This window comes from Natrinema gelatinilyticum (assembly GCF_024266705.1).
Taxonomy (GTDB): domain Archaea; phylum Halobacteriota; class Halobacteria; order Halobacteriales; family Natrialbaceae; genus Natrinema; species Natrinema gelatinilyticum.
Genome location: NZ_CP100757.1, coordinates 396,256 through 420,528 on the forward strand (window position 1 = coordinate 396,256; position 24,273 = coordinate 420,528).

Here is a 24,273-nt window from a genome sequence, read left to right on the forward strand (position 1 = left end):
TCTATTTTGCCAACCGTCCGCCTCATCGATGGTAGCGACTACAATAACGACTGAAAGATTTACACACAGATCGCATAGCCGTCGTGCGATCGGACGTGCACCGTCGTTCAGTGGCCACTAAAGCCTGATTTTGAACTATTGCAGTCGCACTGAACCAAGAGCAGCCAAATCGTGCCTCCAAACCGTTGCTCGCTAGGACAATGTTATTAGCGTAATACTTCCCACGAGAGCGAATGTGAATTTTCGACAACATATAAGAGAAATTTTATTAGATTCGATTATCTACGATCGGACGGTGAACGACCGATGATGGACACGCCCATGTTGTTAGAACCATTTATTGTACAGCCCCCGGCGTTAGACGAACAGCGAGCAGCACGGATCGCCGAACAGGAGTTCGGTAAGCAAGGGACGGTGACGGAACTCGGCGGGGAGCGGGACCAGAACTTTCGAATCGATGCCGACGACGGCGAGGCGTACGTACTGAAAATCTCCAGTCCGGCCGATGACGTTTCGTCACTCGACCTGCAGACCGAGGCCCTGCGCCACGTTCATCGGATCGATCCCAACCTCCCGGTGATGGAGATCGTTCCGACGGTCGATGGTTCGCCCTGGACGTCCGTCGATGACGGCGAGACATACCTCGTGCGGATGTTTACGCACGTACCGGGGCGAACTATTTCCGGGGAGGAACTCGACGAGAAGGCCCTATACGAGTACGGGGCAGTAGTGGCTAGACTTGGAAAGGCGCTCCGCGGCTTCTTCCATCCCGACGCAGACTACGACATACTATGGGACCTGCGGCACACCTCTGAGCTTCGATCACTACTCGACTACGTTACCGACAATGAGCGACGCGAACTCGCCGAGCGCATCCTCGATCGATTCGAGGATCGGGTCGAACCGGTTTTCGATTTACTCCGTGCGCAAGTGATCCATAACGACCTCACGCTCGACAACGTACTGCTGGACGAGCGCAATCAGGTCAGTGGTATCGTAGATTTCGGCGATCTCACCCACACGGCCCTCGTAAGCGACCTCGTGATGGCTCTCGCGAGCGTAATGTATCGCCGCGAAGATCCGATCGAGGCGGCCCAGGCAGTGATCCGGGGCTATGTCAGCGTCACACCACTCGAAGAGGAGGAGGCTAACCTACTGGTTGATCTCGTCGCGGCACGGCACCTCACCTGGGGAGTCACGGTTGCGTGGCGGGTCGACGAACATCCTGAGAAGACCGACGACCACAGCATCGCCGGCGTCGACGACGGATGGGAACTATTGCGATCACTTGATGAATGGGGACTGGACGTCGTCGGTCGGCGCCTCCGAACCGTCGCGCTAGCCAGTAACATTCCGTATTCCCGAATGGACACGTCCGAATTGGCGTCTCGGCGACGTCAGGTTCTCGGATCGTCACCACTATCGTACCGCGACCCCGTCCACTTCGTCGCCGGCGAGAAGGTGTGGTTGTATGATTCGTCCGGCCATCGCTATCTGGACGCGTACAACAACGTACAGGTCGTGGGTCACGCAAACCCCGCAGTCGCGGACGCTATCGGGGGGCAGGCGTGCAAACTGGCCACCAACACTCGGTACCTGCACGAAGCTCCGGTCACGCTGGCCGAACGTATCCTGGCGACGATGCCCGACGAACTGGACCGTGTCCTGTTCGTTAACTCCGGAAGCGAGGCGACCGACACTGCCTGGCGGCTGGCTACGGCAGCCACCGGAAACAACGGCGCAATCGTTTCAGAGAACGCGTATCACGGTATTACCGATGCGACGACAGCGCAATCGCCCGCAATCTGGCCCGAGAGTTTCTGTCCGGACCACGTCGAGACAGTCCAGCCACCGATTGATGAAATTTGCCGCCGGATGCACACAGATCGAGACCCAGTCGAAGACATAAGCAAGTCGTTGGAGACCCTCGAGAAAAAAGGGTCGGGAACTGCTGCGTTCGTATTCGACTCGCTGTTCACCAGCGACGGTATCTACCCTCCCGGGGAAGAGCGATTAGGATCGATGATCGATCGCATCCGTGAGGCGGGAGGGGTCGTCGTCGCGGACGAGGTACAGACCGGGTACGGACGATGTGGCTCGAACATGTGGGGGTTCCAGAGCGCAGGCGTCGTTCCCGACATCGTCACGATAGGCAAGCCGATGGGCAATGGGCATCCCATCGCGGCCGTCGTGACACGGTCAGACATCACGTCGACCCTGTACGACCAGACGGGTTTTTTCAGTACGTTCGGCGGGAATCCTGTGTCCTGCGCGGCCGCACTGGCGGTGTTGGACCAAATTCAGGAGCGAGCGCTGTTGACTCACGTCGTCGAGGTCGGCAAGTACCTGCGTGATGGGCTGCAAGAACTAGCCGTCAAATACGAACTCATTGGCGAGGTTCGTCAACGAGGACTGATGATCGGCGTCGAACTCGTCAGAGACCGAGAGACCTGGGAACCGGCACCGAGTGAGACGACGACAGTAGTTAACGGACTCCGTCAGCGTCGGGTTCTCATCGGTTCGACCGGCAAAGACAGTAACGTGCTAAAGATTCGTCCGCCGCTGGTGTTCGAAAAAGAGCACGCGGACCGCCTCTTGGAAGCGCTAAACGATGTCCTCTCGGAACAGAGCCTCAGGACGTGAAAAATCACTCCGTGGTCGATATACAAAAAACGAAAAGATAGGTAGTGATCTGTTCACACGGGACTCTACAAAAACCCGGGGCCGGGGACCCGATTGGGCGATACCACTCTCCGACTGTCCTCATCGTCATCACGAGCACGATCACCGCGGGGTTCCACAGCATCTGTGGGAAACCGAACCGTCGGAGGGCGTCAACGGCGATCCCAGCGGACGGCGGTCGGAGCTTCTTCGGGCGTCAGAACTCGCATTGCGAGCCTTGGAGGAATACGACACGCTTGTGGGGATTCTCGTCCTGGGGATCGTCCGGGTGTATCAGCAACCAAACGACGCAAATTAGAGGAGGTTCGGGACTGCGTGATGCAGTGGGAGCGAAACCGGTGCGTAGAGACGCTCTAACGGTCAGCGGTCGACGATGAATGGTTTTCGGTCCGATCGGCGGGCGGGTCCGCCTGAATATCGACTGACGCAGCGGTTCGAGGGTCGTCGATCCTCGGTTACTGGTTCTCGGCGAGGAGTGGGGCGACGGATTTGAACGCCTCGAGGTGTTCGTTGATATGTTCTTCCTCGTGTTGGACGCTGATGGTCCACTGCTGGGAGGCGTCGTGCGGGTGGGGCAGGACGCCCTGGTTGAGCATCGCGAACCAGTAGTTCTCGTGGAACTCGGTGTCGACGTGCTCGATGAAATCGCGGTAGTTCTCGATGCGTTCGTCGGTGAAGTGTACGATCCCCTGTGAGTTGACGTTCTCGACGTGGCCGGCGATTCCGGCGTCGGCCATGATGTCCTCGTAGCCGGCGACGAGTTTCTCGCCGAGCGCATTCACGTGCTGATAGGCGTCGTCGGTGAGCACGTCGCGGAGGACGGTCGAAACCGCCTGCAGCACGAGCGGGCTCCCATTGTACGTTCCGTAGTGGGCCGCGCCGTCTTCGATCGTCCGCATGACTTCCTCGCGACCGCCGAAGGCACCGACGGGGAAGTTACCGCCGATACTCTTGGCCATCGCGACGAGGTCGGGTTCGACGTCGTAGTACTCGGCCGCGCCGCCGGGAGCGACCTTGACGCCGGTCTTCACTTCGTCGAAGATGTAGGCGATGCCGTACTCGTCACAGAGTTCGCGGAGCCCCTGCAGGAACTCCTTGTACGGTTGTGTGACGCCGACGTTCATCACGATCGGTTCGACGATGAGGGCGCCGATCTCGTTGATGTGCTCGCGCATAATCGCCTCGACGGCGTCGAGGTCGTTGAACGGGGCGACTTCGACCGTCTCAGCGATCGCCTCGGGGATCCCCTCGCTCTCGATCAGCTTCGTCGGACGTTCGGGATGGCCCAGCTTCCCTTCTGGCGTGGACTTGCTGATCAGGACGGCGTCGTGGACGCCATGATACGACCCCTCGATCTTCAGGAGTTTGTCCTTGCCCGTGTATGCCCGCGCGATCCGGATGGCGTGCATCGTGCTTTCCGTCCCGCTGTTCGTAAACCGAACGAGATCGATGGAGTCCCACCGGTTCTTGAGTTCCTCGGCAGCCTCCGCGAGGAGGTCGTGCGGATGCGTAAATAGCGTTCCGTTGTCGAGTTGGGTTTTGACTGCGTCGGTGACGGCGGGATGGGAATGTCCGACCATCCCCGCACCGTTGTTCATATCGAAGTCTAGGTAGGAGTTCCCGTCGACGTCGTGCAGGTGGACGCCCTCCGCTCGGGCGACCACGAACGGATGCGGATCCCACGCGCGGTACGTGCTGGCCACGCCGGCGGGGACGTGGTTCCGAATTTCTTCGAACCGTTCCTTGCTCTTTGGGGTACGATCGACGTATTCCGATTCGAGACTGTCCCAGATTTCCATGTGTCGCCCGTTCGTTCGTATCGTAATAAATATTTATACTAGATTCAAAAGGATGCCACTTGGTAGGACTATGTCCTATCAATCGAAGATGTTTTGTCGAAAACGAGGAGCAAACGGGGGATCGAGTGAGATCAGCGCCGGCGGATGAGTTCGCTCGCAACGATGAGTCCGATACTGAACAGCAACACCATGGTGCTGATCGCGTTGATCACGGGGTCGGTTCCGTGTTGGACCTTCGACCAGATGTATATGGGGAGCGTGTTTTGGACACCACTGGTGAAGAACGCGATCAGGAAGTCGTCGAACGACAGGGTAAAGGCGAACAACGCGCCGCTGACGATACCGGGCATCAGGATCGGGAGCGTCACCCGGCGGTACGTCTGCCACTTGCTGGCACCGAGGTCGCGAGCGGCTTCCTCGAGTTCGGGATCGAAGCCGCGAAGGCGTGCACTGACGGTGATCAAGACGAACGGCGTGACGAACACGAGCTGTCCGATCATCACCGTCAGCAGCGACGTGTTGATGTTCAGGAAGTTGAACCAGAGCAGGAGGGCAATCCCGAGGATGAGCCCCGGAATCGTCATGGGCGCGATCACGAGCGCGCGGTAGAGCCCCTTACCCCGGAAATCGGATCGCACGAGGGCGATCGCACCGAGCGTTCCGAGGGTCGTCGCTCCAAACGTCACGGCGATGCCGACGTACAGGCTGTTCATCGTCGCGCGGATGAGACGCGTGTCGCTCGCCATCTCCGCGTACCAATGCGTCGTGAACCCGTCCCAGGGGATCGACGAAAACGTCCCCTTCTCGAAGGAGAAAAGGATCAACACGGCGATGGGCGCGTAGAGGAACGAGAACACGAGCACGGACCAGATCGGGAGCCAGTACTGCTCCGCCACTGCGAGGATCGAATTGACCGGGGCGGTCCTGGCTTCGCCGCCAGCGTTGGTCTCGGACGTTTCGGTACTCATCGTTAGAACATCTCCTCCACATCAGTGTATCCCATAAGCGACCAGAGGACGCCGGCGACGATCAGCATGAGGACGCTCCCCAGCGCCGCGCCCACCGGCCAGTCGCCGCCGATACCGAACGCGTACCCGATCCGCGTTCCGACGAACAGCTCGCCGCCGCCGATCATCGCTGGTACGATGTACGCGCCCATGCTGAAGATGAAGACGAAAATGATCCCGCCGACGAGTCCGGGGATCGATAGCGGAAGGACGATTCGACGGAACACCGCCCCCCGTGACGCGCCGAGATCGTACGCAGCCTCGATCAGGCTTTCGTCGATCTTCTCGAGGCTGGAGTACAGGGGCAGGACCATGAAGGGTAGCCAGAGATAGGTCAGCCCCAGCCAGATGGAGAACTTCGTGTTGATGATCCACTGGATCGGCTCGTTAAGCACGCCCATCCAGATGAGCATGCTGTTCAGAATGCCCTTCGACCCGAGGATGACCTGCCAGCCATAGATTCGAACGATATAGTTCGTCCAGAACGGGATCATGACCAGAATCAGGAGGAGATTCTGGTACTCACCGCCGCGTCTGGCGATGTAGTAGGCGAACGGGTAAGCGACGACCACTGCGGTGACCGTCGTCAGCACCGCCATCGTCGTCGTATTGATGAACGCGGCGCGGTTGGCCGAACCGGAGAACACCCCGACGTAGTTCTCGAGCGTGTAGGCGTATTGCAGCGCGAAGTCCTCCATCCGCATCGTCGCGATGAAAAACATGATCGCGAGCGGACCGATGAAGAACAACAGTTCGAGGAACAGAATCGGCCCTCCTGTTGCGAGGAACCCGTTCGATCCCCTGATTCGGTTGACTATAGTCCGAGATAGACCATCATTTTCCCTTGAATCGGCTACCATATTCGCTATGTTAAAACGGCGCACAATATAGCTTGTGATTCACTCACTGAACTCGTTGCCAGGAGGAATTTGTACTGAGCGTGGATTTCTACAGAAGCGAGTACACCGTCAGATTATATCGTACTATATTCCGAACGAACGGCGACGGTCTCTTGTCTTAGATCCAGTATTGCAAGTAATAGCTGGATGCTGTCAGATCACAATCCAGTGTGTTGGATCGTGTGGGAAAGTATTATATACCTCTATGAGACAACGTAACACGAGCTGTAATGAGGAAATTCGAAGAAATAACGGGGGACGGGAACGAACGTGCAAGTATCGGAGCATCGCGACGAAACTTTCTTCAGTCTGCCGGCCTCGCCGGAACGGCGGCGATGGCGGGCTGTCTCGGAGATACGTTGAGCGGTGGTACTACCCTCAATGTACTGACGTGGGAGGGATACGGAACCGATACGATCGTCAACGAGTTCGAGTCAGAACATGATGCCACTGTCAATATCAGTCTCCTCGCTAGCGACTCGGAAGGGTTCAACATCCTGAAGAGCGGCGGGACGTCCGATTACGACCTGCTCACAGTGAACAATACCTGGGCGGCCCGCCACGCCGAAGCTGGGACGATCGAATCACTGAATCCTGACGACTTCTCGGAGATGGACAACTTCCTCGAGAAATTCCAGTGGCCGTTCGATTCGTTCGCGTACGAGGACGATATGTACGCGCTTCCGACTCGGTGGGGCTGGGACACGTTGACGGTCAATACGAATCAGGTCCCTGAAGAGCACTACTCCTCCTACGAGGTGCTCTGGACCGGCGGTCCAAACGGTGAGTACAAAGGCGAGATGGGGATCATGGACTGGCCGACATGGAACATTCCGAAGATTGCGCAGACGCTGGGCTACCCGCCATTCGAACAGAATGAGGAGCAACTCAACGACATTATGGAGAAGCTCGTCGATATGTTCAACAACATGGGAGCGATCTACAGCGGGACCAGTGCGATCCGACAGGCGTTCCTGCAGGAAGACATCGTCATCTCTCCCGTCGGGAATTTCACGATGTCCGAACTCCGCGCAGAGGGCAACGAATGGGTCAATGTTGTCATCCCAGAGCAGGGCGGAATGCTATGGACCGAAGGGATGTGCATGGTCAAGGATCCCAGTAACCGCGACCTTGCTATCGAGTACATGAACAAGGTGACTTCCCCGAAGGGACAGTACAGCATCGCCTGGGAGCCCGCAGCGAAGAGTCCGCCGGTGAACAGCGCCTCGTTCGATCAGTTCGATGCGGACCAGCAAGAGGCGCTCATGTTCAACGAGGACGGGTTTGACGCCGCGGAGACCATCTCAGAACAGACGACGCCGTACGAATTCGCGGAGAACACAGATAAGTGGACGGACATGTGGGAAGATGCGAAAGCAGAAAGCGACGTGTAAATGGAAAGCGATACCAGAACATCCTCGAAAAGCGAGCCCATGATGGAAGAAACAGCAGTCGACGACGCGGGATCGGCGGTTGGCGAACGTGGCGAGTCGGACAATACTCAAACTGGCACCGTGGAAACTGGCACCGTGGAACTCGACGGATTACGGAAGGAATTCGGGGACATAACCGCCGTCGACGGAGTCGATCTTCGGATTAATCCGGGCGAGTTCCTTACGTTGCTCGGCCCGTCCGGTTGTGGCAAGTCAACCACGCTTCGGATGATCAGCGGTCTCGAGACGCCGACGTCCGGTGACGTGTACATCAGCGGTCAGCGAGCCACTAGCGCGGCCGCGAACAAGCGCAACACCAGTATGGTGTTTCAGGAGTGGGCGCTCTTCCCGCACATGACCGTTGAAGAGAACATCTCGTTTGGACTGGAGATGGATGGCGTCCCGGCCGACGAGCGGAAGGAGAAAGTCACCGAAGCGCTGGAGTTAGTAGAACTTCCTGGGTACCAAGATCGGAAGGCGACGGAGCTGTCAGGCGGGCAGAAACAGCGGATCGCGATGGCGCGTGCGATTGTCCGTGAACCTGATGTATTGCTGCTCGACGAACCCCTTGCGAGTCTCGACCGCAAGCTCAGACAACACATGCAGGTCGAACTCAAGAAGATTCAGGAAGAATTGGGAATCACGTTCATCTACGTCACGCACGATCAGGAGGAGGCGCTGACGATGTCGGATCGGATCGCCGTCCTGAACGACGCCCAGATCGAGCAGGTCGGGCCGGTCGAGGAACTGTACAAGGATCCAGCGACGAAATTCGTCGCGACGTTCCTCGGCGAAACGAATCTCTTCAAGGGGACCGTCTCGTCCGATGGGACGAGCGTTCGAAGCGACGACATCGATGTGCGCATCGAAGCACAGCCGGCTCTCAGCGGAAGCCGTGCCATCGTCTCGGTCCGGCCCGAAGAGATAACAGTAGTCGGCCCGAACGAGAGTCCCGGCTTCGACAACGAGTGGGACGGAGTCGTCGACGAAACGATCTACAAGGGGTCGCTGAAGAACTATCACGTCGATATCGGGTCGCAGACGCTAGAGATCGAACGGCAGATCAACGAGAAAACTGCCGATTTCGATGTCGGAGACCGAGTAACAGTCGGGTTCCCAGCGAACGTCGGCAACGTCATCGAAGGGTAGTTACGAGAAGCCACGATGTCACAACAGATGCAGTCGAACGAACGGGTCACGCAACGGTACGACGAATACCTGATGCCGATCTGGAAGTCGCTGAACGTTCCCATTCGGCGGGCAGAGGGGTGCTTGGTCGAGGATTTGGACGGAAACGAATACCTCGACGTCTTTTCCGGCATCTCGGTGACGAACGTCGGCCACGGGAACGACGCCGTCGTCGACGCTGCGAAAACGCAACTCGAGGAGTTCGTTCACGGGTGTTCGTACGTCCATCCTAACCAACCGGTCGCCGACCTCGCCGAGCGCCTCGCAGACGTGACGCCCGGTGACCTTCAGAAGAGTTTCTTCTGTAACTCCGGAACCGAAGCCGTCGAGGGTGCGGTGAAGCTCGCCCGCAAGCACACGGGTAGTAAGGAGGTCGTCGCACTCGAGATGGGGTTCCACGGCCGAACGCTGGGGAGTCTCGCGCTCACCGGCAACCACACCTACAAGCACGAGATGGGACCGACGATCAACGACGCGGTCCACGCCCCGGCACCCTACCGCTATCGCTGGGCCAACAACGGCTCCGACGCGACGTTTGCCGCTCGAACCGCAGCCGAGATCGAACACGTCATCGGCACCCATACGAGCGACGATCTCGCCGCCATCGTCGTCGAACCGGTGATGGGGGAGGGCGGTATTATCGTGCCGCCGGAAGGGTGGCTCGAACGCGTCCAGGAAATCGCTCACGAACACGACGCGCTGTTGATCGTCGACGAGGTCCAGACCGGGTACGGTCGTACAGGAGAGTTGTTCGCCAGCGAGCACTTCGATGTTGTGCCCGATATTCTGACGCAGGCGAAGGGGATCGCGAACGGACTACCACTGGGCGCGTTTACCGCTTCCGCGGAAATCGCAGACGCCTTCGAGGCCGGTGATCACCTTTCCACGTTCGGCGGCAATCCCGTCGCGTGTGCCGCAGCGCTCGCGACGATCGACGAACTTCAGGACGGCATCGTCGAGAATGCTCGCGAGCAGGGAGCGTGGCTCGCCGACCGACTCGCCGAACTCGAGGCCGAGTTCGACGCAGTCGGCGAGACTCGAGGGCTTGGCCTCATGCAGGGCGTCGAACTCGTCGATCCGTCGGAAACAGGTCCGCGCGGCATCGCTCCAGCTCCGGACAAGGCGCTGGCCGGGTCCATCGCTGCCGAACTCCGTGAGCTGGGGATCATTATGGGCGTCGGCGGCTACTATAAGAACGTCATGCGATTCCAGCCGCCGCTGACGATCGACCGGGACAATCTCGATCGGACCGTAGAGACACTCCGCAGGGCCATCGCTGCAGAGACCGACGATGAGTGACGAGCAGTCGCGCGCCGAGGCGTTCCACAACCGATACGAGGGGACCGACGTCGAACTCGCCTACACTGGCAGGCAGACGTTCCTCAAAGGCGAGCCCCGTGACGTCGAGGACCTCGCGGACGCCGACGTCGCAGTGTTGGGGGCGCCCCTCGATGCGGCAGCGAGTAACAGGCCGGGTGCGCGCTACGGGCCGACGGCCGTCCGTGAAGCGAGTACTTGGTGGGCCTATCTGTCGGGGTACAAAGGTGGATTGACGAACATGAACACTCGAGCGCAGATCGATTTCAGCGATGTGACAGTCGCCGACTGCGGCGACGTCCCGGTGTTCCCGCTCGATCAAGAGAAATCCGCCGAGAGCATTACCGCGCACGTGGCGACGGCCGCCGAGCGGGCATTTCCCGTCCTGTTGGGTGGAGACCACTACTGTACATATCCAGCGTTTCGCGGCTTTGCTGAGGCCACCGACGCCGACAGCGTCGGCCTCGTCCAGATCGACGCGCACACGGACACCGCCGAGGAAAGTCCCATTTTTGGGGAGCACTTCCACGGGTCGCCCACCCGGCTGATCGCCGAATCCGACTACTCGGACTACGAGCACATCAGTCAGATCGGGATCCGCGGGTACGAATCGCCAGGGTTCTTCGAGTTCGCTGATGAGACCGGATTAAACCTCTACACGATGCGGGACGTCCGGGCGAATGGAATCGACGAAGTTGTCACAGACGCGATCGAGCAGGCGGCCGCGGAAACGGACGCGGTATACGTCACGTTCGATATTGACTCAGTCGATCCAAACGTCGCCCCGGGAACGGGCACGCCAGAACCCGGCGGACTGGATAGCCATGAGGCACTCAAGATAATGGAGACCCTCGGGGCACATAACGCGGTCGGGGCCGCAGACCTCATGGAGGTCGCCCCCGAATACGATCCGACACGGTCGACGCAGACACTTGCGGCATACCTTCTTGTCACACTCGTCGAACGCCAGTTCGCGGAGTAACATCGGGCCCGCTCAGCGACTACAGGCCGAGATATCGACATTTGAAACTGATTCTGGTTACTGCTGACGGGCGAGTACGAATAGTATTAGTAAGGGCTTTTTATTGATTCAATTACAGCGGACGGTTTGGACAGGGTCCAAATTAACCCGCTGTTTGAGGTACCTATTACGATCGAAACAGAAGAGCGCTATCGGCTGTTTATCGACGGTGAGTTCGTACAGGCGTCGATCGACTCGTCGACCGAGCGGAATTGTACGCACTCGGGCCCGGAATAGACGATCCGGATATGGGACCGCTTAAGCAACCCGACCACTTCTAGACCGTTCTGGACTACATCGATACCGGCATAACCGAAGGAGCCACCCTCGAGACCGGCGGCGAACCGCTCGATCGAGACGGCTATTTCCTCCCGCTGATGGTCTACACCGACGTCGATCCCGAGATGCGGATCGGTCAGGAGGAAATCTTCGGTCCCGTCCTCTCGGTGATCCCGTTCTCGGATCGCGAGGAGGCAATCAGTATTGCGAACGACGTCAAGTACGGACTCACGGGCGGCGTGTTCTCCCGAGATATCAGGCGGGCATTGCGTCTGGCTCGCGATATCGACGCGGGCAGCGTCTAGGTAAATGAGTGGTTCGGCGGCTCGATCGAAACGCCGTTCGGCGGAACGAAAAAGAGCGGGATCGGTCGTGAGAAAGGGCTCGAAGTGCTCGATTCGTATGTTCAAACGAAAAACATTACCGTGAATCTTGACGAGAAACACCGGTGAACGGCGTCACTGCGGCTACTCGTCGTGAAGCAGGTGACGTATAGGTCAAGTAGACAAGTAGAACGATCACTTCAGCCATACACTTTCGGTACTTCCCGAGCACCACAGATAGAGAGGAAATTCGTGGGCCCACACACCCCCCGTCCAGAGTGAAAACTGGAAGAGAGGGTGGGGCGAGGTCCACATGAAACAGAGGTACACGAGAAGAAGAGACGCAAGAAATCACGGAAAGAGCAGCTAAGACAGGTAGATACAGCAGAATGAAAAATTATTAGAAGCAACAGTTCGCGAGACATCGGACGAATGCCGCCTTCGTCCTCCTCATTATGCTAAATGCACTTGAGGAACGATTAGACGGGGATGGTAATAAAACTTCCATATAATACTAAAATATATGTCAATTTTAGGTGGTCGGCTAGTTTTGGAGGTACCCTTCGTGAGTGTATCCGCCTCCTGTCCCGTGATTCGTGTCATCTTTACCCCGCTCCATCATGTGATTCACCGTGTTCCTCCGGCCCACTCTCGTGCCGTTTCACTCTTGATGAGGGGTGTGTGGGTCTTTCGTTTGTCGTGCCCGTTGTATGAAACTTCCCAATATCTCCCGAACTTCCGAAAGATTTGACCGGGGACGTCGTTGATAAGGCGGTTGGTCGTGATCCACGCAATACCCTTGAGAGAAAAAATTGGGGATCTGATCCCCAGTCGCCTCAGACTCGTCTATCTCTACAGGATACACTCTTGACGCGGGTGGGAAACGAGTCAACAGTTACGTTCTGGGTGGTTCGACCGTACAACGAACACGTCACGACTGGTTTTCACTCTGGACGAGGGGTGTTTCCGCCCGTCAGACGTTTCTTACTACTATGCTTCTTATTGCTGTTTCCCATATGATAGTTGATTGTTTAGATCCTGTTCAAGTTACACTCTATATCAGGGGTGTACCCCAACCCTCCGAGGCCATCGGAAAAATTGGGCCGGTTCACTCTGGACGAGGGGTGGTCAAAAATCGGCCTCTATCCGGTGTTTACACTCTTGACGAGGGGTGTCACGTCATCCGAAGCATCTGCGCGTGATGGACGTCTTTCACTCGAGATTACCTCGTCACTTTCGTCGACTGATACGGTGTACACTCAACGTCAGATGCCAGTCATAGGATGATTTACACTCTGGGCGAGGTAGGCGAATTATTAAGTAGCCGGAGAGCACGATATCTCGTATCGATGGTTGAGGAATCGTCACGACTCTCTGACTTCAACGATCAATATGAAGACCCATCCAAGGATCCGCTGTTCGATATCGATGAAAACGATCCCAACCGCGCCGACATATTCGCTCGCAAGGAACTCCTGAAGGTCGGGCACGTCCCGGAAAGTGCCCGAATCGTCGGCCGTGACAAGGAAATTAAGGATGTTGCTGCTGAACTCAGGCCAATCGTTCAGGGCGACCCGCCGAATAACGTCATGATCTACGGCAAGACGGGCACGGGCAAGTCGCTGGTTGCTCGCCACGTCACGGATCGGGCCCGTCGGGCTGCGGAATCAAATGGAATGTCCGTTGGCACGGTCTACGTCGACTGTGCTCAGCACAATACGCAGACGCGTGTCGCTCGAACTGTAACACGGACACTCAACGAGACGGAAGGGTCTGACTTCGATGTTCCACGAGCAGGGATTGGTAGCGGGGAGTATTACGACTACCTTTGGGAAATTCTCAATCTCGCCTACGAGTCGGTTATCATCATCCTTGACGAGGTCGATCGACTCGAGGACGACGATATTCTTATGCAGCTCTCCCGAGCCCGTGAATCCGGGAAAGCCGACTGTCATCTTGGCGTGATTGCGGTGAGCAACAAGATTGAGTACCGTGATCAGCTGAACGAGCGTGTCAAGTCCAGTCTTCGCGAAGAAGAATTCGTCTTCCAGCCCTACGACGCGAATCAGCTTCGCGAAATTATGAAGCATCGCCGCGATGCGTTCCACGACGGCGTTCTCTCTGGTGACGTCATCCCGTTGACTTCGGCTCTCGCTGCGCAGGAACATGGTGATGCCAGAAAGGCAATCGAGATTCTCCGACACGCTGGCGAACTCGCTGAACGAGAGAACGCCGACCAGGTCGTCGAAGAGCACGTCCGCGATGCTCAGGAGTGGGCGGAAATCGATCGGTTCGAGGAACTGCTTCGCGGATCGACGACCCAGGTTAAATTCATTCTCTACTCACTTGCGCTGCTGACCGAGGAGAAACCGAACGAGGACGAGTTCTCGACTAGCCGTATCTATGAGCGCTACCAGAAAACAGCTGAAAAGGTCGATGCAAAGGTTCTGAGCGAACACCGTGTCTATGAACTGCTGAAGGAGCAGGCGTTCCTCGGCGTCGTGGAATCAACCCGAACTGGAGGTGGTCGTGGTGAGGGAAGCTATCTGGAGCATCGACTCGTTCAGGATACCGATATCGTACTGAAATCCGTCCTCCGCGACAGTCGACTCGAAGAGTTGGCGTAGTTCCGTTCCCGACTCGACTTCACACCCCTGATCACGACTGTATTTCCTGACTTCTCCGGAAGGTGAGGAAAGTAGACACCCCTGATCAAGAGTGTATCAGACGAGCAACCCAGAGTACACACCCCGCCATCGAAGTGAAATCCCCCCGGTGAACTACCCTGCCCTACCGCGCTCGGGCTTACCCAGCCCTCGCTTGTTACGGACAGGGCTTCCTGCTTCGGTGTCGGAACGTGCAGGGAACGTCCCCACAGCGTCCACAAGACGCGGAGCGTCTCGTGCGGCCCGGCAGAACGCTGTTGGCGTTCTGCGGACGGTTCCAGACTCCACAGGCGACTTCCCTTGACAGGTGGTTCGGAGTGTCCCACTCCTACCGGTTGGACACTCGGCCACAACCGACGATGCACGCTTGTTGTTGCGTTTGAACACCGCCGGAGGCGTGGTGAGCATTTTATTACCACCTTCAACCGAAAAGATAATAAGGGTGCCGATTCACACGAAACCAAGACGTGCGGGCGCTGTCTCCCCTCCCTGCTCGGGCCTTCGGCGCTCGCTGAGGATAGCGCGGGACCGTTGGTCCCGATGACCATGCGAACGGCGTCGCCGTGAGCAGAAGGGGGCTGAGCGCCCTCAATTACAGCTAAAGAATAGAAAGAGGCCATGAATGGCCAAATCCCGCCGAAATCCGTGATTCCGATCTGACCAATATCACCACTATGATCAAAGTTATATATTTCCTCTTAGAGCATTAGGCGAAGCATGAGCGAAGCCGAGGTTCACCAGCGTGTCGTAGATTCCGGGATTATAGCGATCGTTCGTGGTGTCGAGTCGGATCTCGCGACGGAGGTCGTCCAAGCCATCGCGGCCGGGGGTGTCGACGCGATCGAAATAACCGTCGACACACCCGGTGCAGCCGAGATGATCCGGCACGTTTCCGACGAGGTCGATGATGTCATCATCGGTGCAGGAACGGTTCTGGATCCCGAAACTGCCCGGGCTGTTCAGTTGGCCGGTGCGGAATTCATCGTCACGCCAACGGTCAACACCGACGTCATCGAGATGTGTAACCGGTACGAGACACCCATCGCAACCGGTGTGATGACACCGACAGAGGCACTGACCGCGACGGAGGCGGGTGCAGACTTCTGTAAGCTGTTCCCCGCCTCGACCACGGGTCCTGCTCAGGTGAGCGCCATCAACGGACCACTCCCGCAGGTACCGCTCATTCCGACCGGTGGTGTCACCCCTGATAACGCGGCGGCGTTTTTCCAGGCGGGCGCTGTCGCCCTCGGTGTTGGCAGTGCGATCACCGATTCGGATGCGATCGAGGCCCGGGAGTTCAATTCCCTGACCGAGACAGCCAGTGAGTTCGTCGAACTGGCCGAGGAGAACCGATGACGGCCGAGCTCGTGACGTTCGGTGAGACGATGCTCCGCCTGAACCCGCCGTCAGGGACGCGACTGGAGACTGCATCGACACTCGAGTTCCGAACAGCTGGTGCCGAGAGCAACGTCGCCATCGCGGCCGCGCATCTTGGCACGTCGTCAGTATGGCTCTCGAAGCTCCCCGACTCACCGCTCGGTCGGCGAGTCACGAACGAGGTCAGACAACATGGTGTCGAGCCGCGCATCGCATGGGACGACGGCGGACGACAGGGATCGTACTACATCGAACAGGGGTCGGCCCCGAGACCGACGACGGTCATCTACGATCGTGCCGATGCGGCGATCACGACTGCCCGTCCAGCCGAACTCGACCGTGAAGCAATCCGTAATGCCGCCGTCTTCTACACGAGCGGGATCACTCCCGCGCTATCGTCGACACTCGCCGAGACGACGGCCGACATCCTGGCGACTGCGCAGGCGGCCGGAACGACGACGGCGTTCGATCTCAACTACCGATCGAAGCTGTGGTCGACAACTGAGGCACGACGGGCGTCCGAATCGTTGTTTGCAGACATCGATATTCTCGTCGCAGCCGAACGCGACGTTCACAACGTCCTGGACCGTCACGGGGAGGCTCGAACACTCGCTGAAGGGTTGGTATCTGATTTCGACTTCAGGACGGTCATTATCACTTGCGGTGAAGACGGGGCACTTGCGATCCACGACGGGACGACGTACGAGCAGCCAGCCTTCGAGACCGACACCGTCGACGCCATCGGGACCGGTGACTCCTTCGTCGGCGGCTACCTCGCGCGACACATTGCAGGCGACAGCGTCTCCGATGCACTATCGTATGCGGCAGCGACGGCCGCACTGAAACGAACTATCGAGGGAGACCTCGCAGTCGTGACTGCTAACGAGGTCGAACAGGTGCTGGAAAACGAGGGCAGCGGAATCGCGCGATAACAGGACGGACGCGTACTATTTAGGCAGCATTGGTGTTCGGTTAAACACTGGATCACCTCGTGTAGGCTTCAGCCACTCGTTCACTAAGTAAGAGGCGTGATTTCTCTGGTTGACGAGCGTCACGAAACAGCAACTCCGGCAGGTTCGGCGGTGGATGCCCGAACGACTGGGCCAACTCTTCGAGGATGAGCTGGGCGAGAGACCTGAAAGTCCTCGCCCAGCGTTCCCGAGGGAACACCGTCTCAGGAAACAGCTCCTGAAATATACCGAGCAAGGCTCTGCTGACCACGAGCGTCAGCAGAGCCGCCACAACCAGCAGTTCCACGATTGCTGGATCGCTTGTCTGGAACTTCTCCAGCCCATACAGCGATTTTAACTCCCGGAATAGCAATTCCACTTCCCACCGCAACCCATACAGCGCCGCAACTTGCCTCGGAGTGAACTCATCGGGCAGGTTCGTAACGTACAGATGGTAGTCGTCGGTGTCCTCGTTGCGGACACCGACGACGCGAAACTCCATCGTGTCGGTTGACTGTTTCCCTGCGTACGGCCGTCGCTTGAACGTGATCTCCACAGTCACGTCTACGATCTCGCGTGTGAGGTCGCCCAGAACGTCCTGGAGGCGACGGCCTGGCAAGGAAATGGCGCGCCCGCGCCATTTCCGCCGCTCCCCGACGATCAACGGGTTCGCGTTTGACTTCAGCCGCGTCAAAAAGAACCCGCCATTTTCCTCGATCAACGCGAACCGGCGGAAACTGTAGAACCCGAGATCGAACAGTAACAACCGGTCTCGCAGCCAGCTCCCTGTGCGGAGCTGGCTGCTCTCTTGGGTGCGTTCGTCGGTGAGCTGGAACTGTTCGAGGCTCTGAGTAGTAGCGTTATGGACGAGGTGAAGCTTCGCGCCGGACTGATCCGAGTGAGTCGCTGGAAACTCGCTAAGGAGCCGATGCAACCGGAAAACGGTTGCATCGGCGATCAGCACATCACGAAATAACTCGAACTGTGGTGCGATCGTGTGGGGAACCGCGACCTCCTCGAGAGCGTGCTCGAGGAGGTCGCTCAACAGGGCACCAAGTGCTGGTGTGAACCGGTCATAGAAACTGGAGCGAGCAACAGTCTGGTTAGTCGCTGCGGAGTAGGCCCGCTGAAATCCGGCGATCGTGCGGGCTTCGCCGTCGACGGCGAAGCCCATGATGAGCGTCCAGACGAGCATCGTGATGTCGATTGTCCGGTGGCGTTGGACGACATCGCGCTCTCGCGCGATGTCTTCGATACGTTCGGCTGGAAACAGGGAAGTCAGCCGCCGTCGTATGAGGTCCGGGGAGAGCGTATTGAACACATTCTCTCCCCACGCGGTCTACAACGATAGCTTCGTCAATCGAGCGCAGTCTCTCGGTTTCTTGTCTTAACCGAACACGGATGATTTAGGCAGGGAAAAGCCAGCGACGCTATCGATTCAGCGGTCCTGTTTGTATTCGAGGAAAGTGTGATCCTGCATGACTGCAGTCCGGCCACCGTCGACGAGCAGACTCGTCCCAGCGATGAACGAAGCTTCGTCGCTCGTCAGGAACGCCACAGTCGAGGCGACATCCTCCGGGGTGCCGATACGGCCCAGTGGATGCATTGCTTCGACCCGCTCGCGGTCGTCGTCGCTCAGTTCCTCCCGGGTACGTTCGACCTCGATCCAGCCTGGATTGATCGTGTTCACGCGGATGCCCAGCGGGCCGAGTTCGAGCGCGAGCGCGCGGGTCATGCCGTTGATGCCCGCTTTCACTGCGTTGTAGGGGAACAGCCCGGGCATCGTCAGGAACGCGTGGTTCGAGGACATGTTGAGGATCGAGCTCCCCTCGGGCATGTGGTCGACAGCGTGTTTGACACAGAGCCAGAACGACCGGAAGTTGGTCTCGACGACGAACTCCCAGTCTTCGATCGCCGCTTCGGTCGCCGTCGTCTCGGTTTGTACCCCGGCGTTGTTGACGAGGACATCGATCCGACCGTACCTCTCGGCCGTCTCCTCAACGAGCGCCGCAATCGCCGCCGGGTCGCGCATGTCGGCTGCGATGAAGATCGCCTCGCCGCCGTCTCCGCGGATCGCATCGACGACCTGCGTACCGGCGTCTCCCGACCGACCGGTGACGACGACCGTTGCGCCCTCCAAAGCGAGTCGCTTCGCGATGCCCGCACCGATACCCTTTGTCGAACCGGTCACGATGGCAATTTCGTCGGCGTGTCGCGCCGACTCGGGATCAGTCATCAGCTGTCACCGGTAAGGCGCTCGGGTCGCCCCGACCGGTGTACTTGGTCAGCAGTTCGACTTCCGTCCAGCGGTATGGGGTGCCATCCTCATGGAAGAGGTCGTGGAACCACGTCTCGGGGTCTTCGTCCTCGATTGCCTCCGCGATTGAGGTCTTTGCCGTGCTCCAGGGGAGATTGGTCTGGGTCTTCCCGTTGACCAACCCCCACGTGTAACAGCCGATGTTCCGTTCCTTGTAGTAGGGGAGGTGTGTCTGGACGTGGTTATCCCGCGTCCGGGCCAGCCACTCCGTACACAGCAGTGGTCGGTCGTAGGCTTCGAGGTCCTCGAGCCGCTCCCTGGTAAAGGAGAGTTCGCTGTAGTCGTGGAACGAGATCACGTCGGCGTGTTCGCTCCCGATCTGGTTCTGCGTGCTTCGGTTTGGGTCCCAGTTGACGCCGGCGGTGACCGGCTGTGTCGGGTCAGCCTCTCGGACCCAGTCGAAGGACTCCCGGAGTAGTGGCAGTGTCTGTTGGCCCATCTCGCTGTTGCCCGGCTCGTTGTAGACGTCCCAGATAATGACCCGCTCGTCCTCGCGGAACTCACCGACGATATCACGGACGTAGTCAGCGAGCCGTGGCCACGCCGACCGTTCGACGGCCCGCTCGTGGCCGGGACTCGGCGTCCACTGACTGTTGTGTGTGTTCGACAGTGGCTCCTTCTGCGGCCCGAGATAGGGTTCGTCACCCGAGAAGGCAACGTCGTCGAAGAAGACGAACATCGTCGTGAGCCCGTTTCGATCGGCGATACCGAGGAACTCGTCCATTCGCTGTTTGAGTCCCTCCGGGTCGTCCTCCCAGACGACGTACTGCAGGAACACCCGGAGGGTGTTCATGCCGGCCGCGTTCGCCCACCCGAGTTCTCGGTCGATGGTCTCGGGGTCGAAGGAGTCGGCCAGCCACATTTCCGTCGGGTTGACCGCCGTACTCGGCAGGTAGTTACACCCGACGAGCCAGTCCTGTTGGCCGTACCAGTCCCATGCATCTTCTTTGCTCCAGCGTTCGGTTGTCATGTATCGTGTTCGTTGTATCGTCGTCGGATTGTTCGTACGCAGTGCTGTGAGACGGCAAGACGCCCGGTGTCACCACTCAGCGACGCTGCCGTCGTCGTGTCGCCAGACTGGGTTGTGCCAGTCGACCTCCTCGTCGGCGCACTCGCGGACGTAGTCGGCATCGATCTCGACGCCGAGTCCCGGCCCGTCAGGCAGGTCGACGAACCCCTCGTCGTAGTCGAAGACCGACGGGTCGCTGAGGTAGTCGAGGACGTCGTTGCCCTCGTTGTAGTGGATATCCAGGCTCTGTTCCTGGATCAGCGCGTTCGGGGCAACGGCGTCGACCTGCAGACACGACGCGAGCGCAATAGGGCCGAGCGGACAGTGTGGTGCCATCGCCACGTCGTAAGCCTCGGCCATCGCGGCGATCTTCTGTACCTCGGTGATGCCGCCAGCGTGCGAGAGATCCGGCTGGATGACGTCGACGGCCCCGTTCTCGAAGACCTGTTTGAAATCCCACCGCGAGTACATCCGCTCGCCGGTCGCAATGGGCGTCGAAGTCTGGGCCGCGATCTGTGGAAGTGCGTCGTTGTGCCCCGGCAACACTGGCTCCTCGATGAAGAACGGCTCGTGTTCTTCGAGCGCACTGGCGAGACGTTTGGCCATTGGCTTGGTGACGCGGCCGTGGAAGTCCACCCCGATGTCGACCGCAGGGCCGACCTGCTGGCGGACTTCGCCGAGGCGGTCAACTGCCTCGGCGACGGCCTGCGGCGTATCCACGCGGCGGAGCTCCGCCGTCGCGTTCATCTTGAGCGCGGTGAACCCGGCGTCGACTTTCGCTGCTGCTGCCGCCCCGACATCGGCGGGACGGTCGCCGCCGACCCACTGGTAGACGCGGACGCGGTCGCGGACCGGCCCACCGAGCAGTTCGTAGACCGGGGCACCGAACTGCTTGCCCTTGATATCCCAGAGCGCCTGGTCGATCCCGGCGATTGCGGACATCAGCACCGGGCCGCCGCGGTAGAAGCCGCCGCGATACATCGCCTGCCAGTGGTCCTCGATGCGGTGTGGGCTCTCGCCGAGCAGATACGTATCCAGGAGTTCCTCGACAGCCCCGCGGACGGTACGGGACCGCCCTTCGACCACCGGTTCGCCCCAGCCGACAGTGCCGTCGCTAGTCTCCAGTTGGAGGAACAGCCACCGCGGCGGCACCTCGAACAGCTCGTAGTTGGTGATCGTTGTCATAGCTGGTTGGGTTCGAAGGACGAGGTATCGCTTCGCTCAGCGATGAGTCGTTCGAGGAGCACCGTTCCCACGGGGTGTTCGCCGTGGGATTGCCCGAGGGGGAAGGTCGTCACACAAACCTGGCCGTCGCCGACCGACCGGGTGAGTAGTGGGCTCCCCCAGTTTGCGATCCAGCCCTGAACGTACTCGACGTGGATATCGTCGTGTTCGGTATCGAGGTCCGTCACTAGCGCGTTTGGATAAATGCCCTCGAAGGCCCAGTCCAGCCGTTTGCTCCCGGTCAGATCTTCGATGAGGGGACTGTCGTGGGTGTACAGCGCCGAACAGAGGTTCCAGTCTTCGCCCCGCGGGAGCTCCCGGTACTCGAAGAGGTCGTCGGCGGGAGTCACCTCGTGTAACCGTGGCAACAACAGGACGGTGCCGCCGGTTTCCGCGTAGCCACGGATTGTCGCGTCGAGCGTCGAGGCGACCGCAATGTCGACCTCGTCGGTCAGTTCGCGGGTCACGTCGTGCCGGGAGCCGATGAGGCGGTCGGCGACGTAGTTCTCCTGGACGAACACCGTCACGTCGTGGTTTGGCGTCCGTGCTGGTTCGACGACCGTCACGGGCACCTCGTTGCTCGCCGTCTCCGGTTCGCCCTCGCCTGCCGACTCGCTCGTGAACGTCACCTCGAGCGTATAGGTACCGGTTTCGGCGGCCGGTGGCGTCAGTGCCTCGACCGTCCGCGGGCGTGACCGCGCGTGAGCATCGACTGCGACCTCGAAACGCCCCTCGTCGACTGTTTTGTCGGTTGCATCGGCGAGGAGCGCCCACTCGACGGTCCCACGGTAGACATCGTGGCTGTCGTTGACCACGGTCACCGAGGCAGTAACCTCGTGGCCGCCCCAGACGACGTGGTGTTCGGGATCGGCGACGACGAGCAGGTCGTTGTTGATCGCAGCGAACTCGTCGTGGAACGCCTTCTCTTCCCGGCGGTAGTCGAGGATGCCGTTGAACTCCCACTCGATGTCACTGAACTCAGTGATGATGTACCCCGAGATACCGCTGTGGACCCGCATCTGTTCGATGACATCCTTGATAGAGTGATACTCCCGCCACTGCCAGACCTCGGCGAGTTCCGAGAGTCCGTCGAAGATGGTCGAGAGCATCGACTCCTGGAAGCGTTTGTCGAACCCGGCGGGCGACCGCAGGTTCGATTCGAGGTGGACTTGCCGTTCGTTCACCGATCCCTCGGAATCCGTCAGGAATGGGTGAGTGTACCAGTCGGGTTCACCACCGTAGAACGCTTCGAGTGCCTCGGTATCCGACAGCCCCCACATACCGAACTCGGAGACGATGACAGGTGCCGACTCGGGGTCGGTGTGAGTCGCGGCGTAGTTGTCTTCGGGACGGGACACCATCGCGTCGAGGTCATTGCCCCACGCGTCCGACCGGTCGGGACTGGCGAAATATCGGTGGTAGTCGTTGATGTCGGTTGCGACGTGGGCCCACCCGGAGTTGTCACAGACGAGTCGCGTCGGGTCCCAGTTTTTCGCCGTCTCGTAGAACTCGGCGAGGTACGACTGTTTGTCTTCGTCGTCCCAGATGAACGGCTCTCCCTCGGCGTGACCGATCCCCCACTCCTCGTTGTAAAGACTCCAAACGACGACGCTCGGGCGGTTGAAGTCCCGGTCGATGAGGTCCCGGAGCTGCTGGCGGACTTCCGTCCGTGATCGCTCCGTGTACCGGGCAGGGTTGGCGGGCTCCTCCCAGACGAGGATGCCCATTTTGTCGGCGAGTTCGACGAACTCAGGGTGGGCCGGTTTGATGTGTTTGCGGAGCAGGTTGAACCCGAGTTCTTTGGCGATCCGGATCTCCTGCTCGAAAAGGTCCTCGTCGAAGGGGCGGTACAGCGTTTCCGGGTAGTAGCCCTGGTCGAGGGCGCCGCGGACATAGAGTGGTTCGCCGTTAAGGTAGAGATGCCCGTCGTCGCTGCTGATCTCCCGCATTCCGAAGTAGTCGGTGTAGCTGTCGACGGTGCTGCCGTCGGTCGAGAGGGCTACCTCCACATCGTAGAGGGCGGGCTGGTCGGGGGTCCAGTAGACGGCATTCGGGATCGGTACCGAGACCGCCGTCGGAGCCTCCGGGTCGGCCTGACAGCTCGTCTTCGCGACGAGCTCGCCGTCGCGCTCCACCCGTACGGTTGCGGCGAGGTCCTCGGGCGGGTGGCTCTCGGCGACTGTCGTGAACTCCACGTGGGCGATGTCATCGTCGAGATCCGGCGTCACCTTCAGATCCGAGACGCGGATCAGCGGCCGGGTTTCGAGGGTGACGGCCTGCCAGATACCGCTGACGCGTGTGTACCACGGCTCGCCCTGCTTGCCGTGCGGAATCTCGCTGATGTCCTCGGGGTCTTCGACCCGAACGGTAACGACGTTCTCGCCGGGTTCGAGTGCGTCAGTGACGGCAATCTCGAACGGGAGATAGCCACCGCGGTGGCTGCCGCATTCGATGCCATTGACGTAGACCGTCGCACGGTAGTCGACCGCGCCGAATCTGAGGAAGATCTGTTTTCCGTCGGGAACTGCATCGAGATCGATCGATTTCCGGTACCAGACGACACCGGTGTACTCGGCGAGTTCATCAATTTCTTGCCACGCCGAGGGTACTGAAACCGAGAAGCAATCACCGTCGTCAGGCCACTCGGCGACGTCGTCCCACTCGTCGGCGATGCCGACGTCTTGGGTATCTCGCCGAAGCTGCCAGCGTCCGTTCAACGACCGACTAGAGCGGCCGGCGACGGTTTTCAGTGAATTATTGAGTTTCATATGTGTATTATTGT

16 protein-coding genes and 1 pseudogene are annotated in these 24,273 nt (G+C 59.3%); 9 read left to right on the forward strand and 8 right to left on the reverse strand.

What is annotated here, in order from left to right; translation table 11 throughout:
* Positions 1 to 306: 306 nt before the first annotated feature.
* Complete coding sequence (locus NJU76_RS19970; protein WP_254533546.1) at positions 307 to 2,643, forward strand: aminotransferase class III-fold pyridoxal phosphate-dependent enzyme; 2,337 nt, start codon at positions 307 to 309, stop codon at positions 2,641 to 2,643.
* 494 nt (positions 2,644 to 3,137) lie between these two features.
* Here NJU76_RS19970 and NJU76_RS19975 read toward each other — a convergent pair whose 3' ends face one another.
* The 3 genes from NJU76_RS19975 to NJU76_RS19985 form a co-directional block, all read right to left on the reverse strand.
* Entirely contained in the window at positions 3,138 to 4,481 is a 1,344-nt protein-coding gene (locus tag NJU76_RS19975; RefSeq protein ID WP_254533547.1) for an aspartate aminotransferase family protein, read from the reverse strand.
* A 131-nt stretch (positions 4,482 to 4,612) separates the two neighbouring features.
* Positions 4,613 to 5,449, reverse strand: coding sequence for an ABC transporter permease (locus NJU76_RS19980; protein WP_254533548.1), 837 nt, complete (start codon positions 5,447 to 5,449; stop codon positions 4,613 to 4,615).
* 2 nt (positions 5,450 to 5,451) lie between these two features.
* Positions 5,452 to 6,348 (reverse strand): ABC transporter permease, encoded by an 897-nt coding sequence (locus NJU76_RS19985; RefSeq protein ID WP_254533549.1) that lies wholly within the window; start codon positions 6,346 to 6,348, stop codon positions 5,452 to 5,454.
* A 269-nt stretch (positions 6,349 to 6,617) separates the two neighbouring features.
* Between NJU76_RS19985 and NJU76_RS19990 the strand changes: the two genes are divergently transcribed.
* From NJU76_RS19990 to kdgK1, 8 genes and pseudogenes are all read left to right on the forward strand, one after another.
* On the forward strand, positions 6,618 to 7,781 hold the full coding sequence (locus NJU76_RS19990; protein ID WP_254533550.1) for an ABC transporter substrate-binding protein: 1,164 nt from the start codon (positions 6,618 to 6,620) through the stop codon (positions 7,779 to 7,781).
* Between the two features lie 39 nt (positions 7,782 to 7,820).
* The gene (locus tag NJU76_RS19995) at positions 7,821 to 8,969 is read left to right on the forward strand and encodes an ABC transporter ATP-binding protein (protein ID WP_254533551.1); all 1,149 of its coding nucleotides are present in this window, start codon (positions 7,821 to 7,823) and stop codon (positions 8,967 to 8,969) included.
* A 15-nt stretch (positions 8,970 to 8,984) separates the two neighbouring features.
* Entirely contained in the window at positions 8,985 to 10,307 is a 1,323-nt protein-coding gene (locus NJU76_RS20000; RefSeq protein ID WP_254533552.1) for an aspartate aminotransferase family protein, read from the forward strand.
* A complete protein-coding gene (gene speB, locus NJU76_RS20005; RefSeq protein WP_254533553.1) occupies positions 10,300 to 11,307 on the forward strand; it encodes an agmatinase in 1,008 nt (335 codons plus the stop codon). Before NJU76_RS20000 ends, speB begins: the two co-directional genes overlap by 8 nt.
* 224 nt (positions 11,308 to 11,531) lie before the next feature.
* Positions 11,532 to 12,077, forward strand: a pseudogene (locus tag NJU76_RS20010) (aldehyde dehydrogenase family protein); the annotation flags it as partial.
* Between the two features lie 1,220 nt (positions 12,078 to 13,297).
* Positions 13,298 to 14,575: a Cdc6/Cdc18 family protein gene (locus NJU76_RS20015; protein ID WP_254533554.1), complete on the forward strand. Its 1,278-nt coding sequence runs from the start codon at positions 13,298 to 13,300 to the stop codon at positions 14,573 to 14,575.
* A 756-nt stretch (positions 14,576 to 15,331) separates the two neighbouring features.
* Positions 15,332 to 15,970 (forward strand): bifunctional 4-hydroxy-2-oxoglutarate aldolase/2-dehydro-3-deoxy-phosphogluconate aldolase, encoded by a 639-nt coding sequence (locus NJU76_RS20020; RefSeq protein ID WP_254533555.1) that lies wholly within the window; start codon positions 15,332 to 15,334, stop codon positions 15,968 to 15,970.
* The gene (kdgK1, locus tag NJU76_RS20025) at positions 15,967 to 16,923 is read left to right on the forward strand and encodes a bifunctional 2-dehydro-3-deoxygluconokinase/2-dehydro-3-deoxygalactonokinase (protein ID WP_254533556.1); all 957 of its coding nucleotides are present in this window, start codon (positions 15,967 to 15,969) and stop codon (positions 16,921 to 16,923) included. The genes NJU76_RS20020 and kdgK1 overlap by 4 nt, the downstream gene beginning before the upstream one ends.
* Positions 16,924 to 16,975: 52 nt before the next feature.
* On the opposite strand, the gene NJU76_RS20030 is transcribed toward kdgK1, so the two are convergent.
* The 5 genes from NJU76_RS20030 to NJU76_RS20050 all read right to left on the reverse strand — a co-directional run bounded on the left by NJU76_RS20030 (position 16,976) and on the right by NJU76_RS20050 (position 24,259).
* Positions 16,976 to 18,262 (reverse strand): IS4 family transposase, encoded by a 1,287-nt coding sequence (locus tag NJU76_RS20030; protein ID WP_254529671.1) that lies wholly within the window; start codon positions 18,260 to 18,262, stop codon positions 16,976 to 16,978.
* 117 nt (positions 18,263 to 18,379) lie between these two features.
* On the reverse strand, positions 18,380 to 19,177 hold the full coding sequence (locus NJU76_RS20035) for an SDR family NAD(P)-dependent oxidoreductase (RefSeq protein WP_254533557.1): 798 nt from the start codon (positions 19,175 to 19,177) through the stop codon (positions 18,380 to 18,382).
* Entirely contained in the window at positions 19,170 to 20,228 is a 1,059-nt protein-coding gene (locus tag NJU76_RS20040; protein WP_254533558.1) for a cellulase family glycosylhydrolase, read from the reverse strand. Before NJU76_RS20040 ends, NJU76_RS20035 begins: the two co-directional genes overlap by 8 nt.
* Before the next feature lie 69 nt (positions 20,229 to 20,297).
* The gene (dgoD, locus tag NJU76_RS20045; protein WP_254533559.1) at positions 20,298 to 21,452 is read right to left on the reverse strand and encodes a galactonate dehydratase; all 1,155 of its coding nucleotides are present in this window, start codon (positions 21,450 to 21,452) and stop codon (positions 20,298 to 20,300) included.
* Positions 21,449 to 24,259 carry a glycoside hydrolase family 2 TIM barrel-domain containing protein gene (locus NJU76_RS20050; protein WP_254533560.1) on the reverse strand — a complete coding sequence of 937 codons (2,811 nt, stop codon included), beginning with the start codon at positions 24,257 to 24,259 and terminating at the stop codon, positions 21,449 to 21,451. The genes dgoD and NJU76_RS20050 overlap by 4 nt, the downstream gene beginning before the upstream one ends.
* Positions 24,260 to 24,273: the final 14 nt, after the last annotated feature.

Coding starts and splice junctions, on each gene's coding strand:
- NJU76_RS19970 (WP_254533546.1), top strand. CDS start 307: ATGATGGACACGCCCATGTTGTTAGAACCATTTATTGTACAGCCCCCG.
- NJU76_RS19975 (WP_254533547.1), bottom strand. CDS start 4,481: ATGGAAATCTGGGACAGTCTCGAATCGGAATACGTCGATCGTACCCCA.
- NJU76_RS19980 (WP_254533548.1), bottom strand. CDS start 5,449: ATGAGTACCGAAACGTCCGAGACCAACGCTGGCGGCGAAGCCAGGACC.
- NJU76_RS19985 (WP_254533549.1), bottom strand. CDS start 6,348: ATGGTAGCCGATTCAAGGGAAAATGATGGTCTATCTCGGACTATAGTC.
- NJU76_RS19990 (WP_254533550.1), top strand. CDS start 6,618: ATGAGGAAATTCGAAGAAATAACGGGGGACGGGAACGAACGTGCAAGT.
- NJU76_RS19995 (WP_254533551.1), top strand. CDS start 7,821: ATGATGGAAGAAACAGCAGTCGACGACGCGGGATCGGCGGTTGGCGAA.
- NJU76_RS20000 (WP_254533552.1), top strand. CDS start 8,985: ATGTCACAACAGATGCAGTCGAACGAACGGGTCACGCAACGGTACGAC.
- speB (WP_254533553.1), top strand. CDS start 10,300: ATGAGTGACGAGCAGTCGCGCGCCGAGGCGTTCCACAACCGATACGAG.
- NJU76_RS20015 (WP_254533554.1), top strand. CDS start 13,298: ATGGTTGAGGAATCGTCACGACTCTCTGACTTCAACGATCAATATGAA.
- NJU76_RS20020 (WP_254533555.1), top strand. CDS start 15,332: ATGAGCGAAGCCGAGGTTCACCAGCGTGTCGTAGATTCCGGGATTATA.
- kdgK1 (WP_254533556.1), top strand. CDS start 15,967: ATGACGGCCGAGCTCGTGACGTTCGGTGAGACGATGCTCCGCCTGAAC.
- NJU76_RS20035 (WP_254533557.1), bottom strand. CDS start 19,177: ATGACTGATCCCGAGTCGGCGCGACACGCCGACGAAATTGCCATCGTG.
- NJU76_RS20040 (WP_254533558.1), bottom strand. CDS start 20,228: ATGACAACCGAACGCTGGAGCAAAGAAGATGCATGGGACTGGTACGGC.
- dgoD (WP_254533559.1), bottom strand. CDS start 21,452: ATGACAACGATCACCAACTACGAGCTGTTCGAGGTGCCGCCGCGGTGG.
- NJU76_RS20050 (WP_254533560.1), bottom strand. CDS start 24,259: ATGAAACTCAATAATTCACTGAAAACCGTCGCCGGCCGCTCTAGTCGG.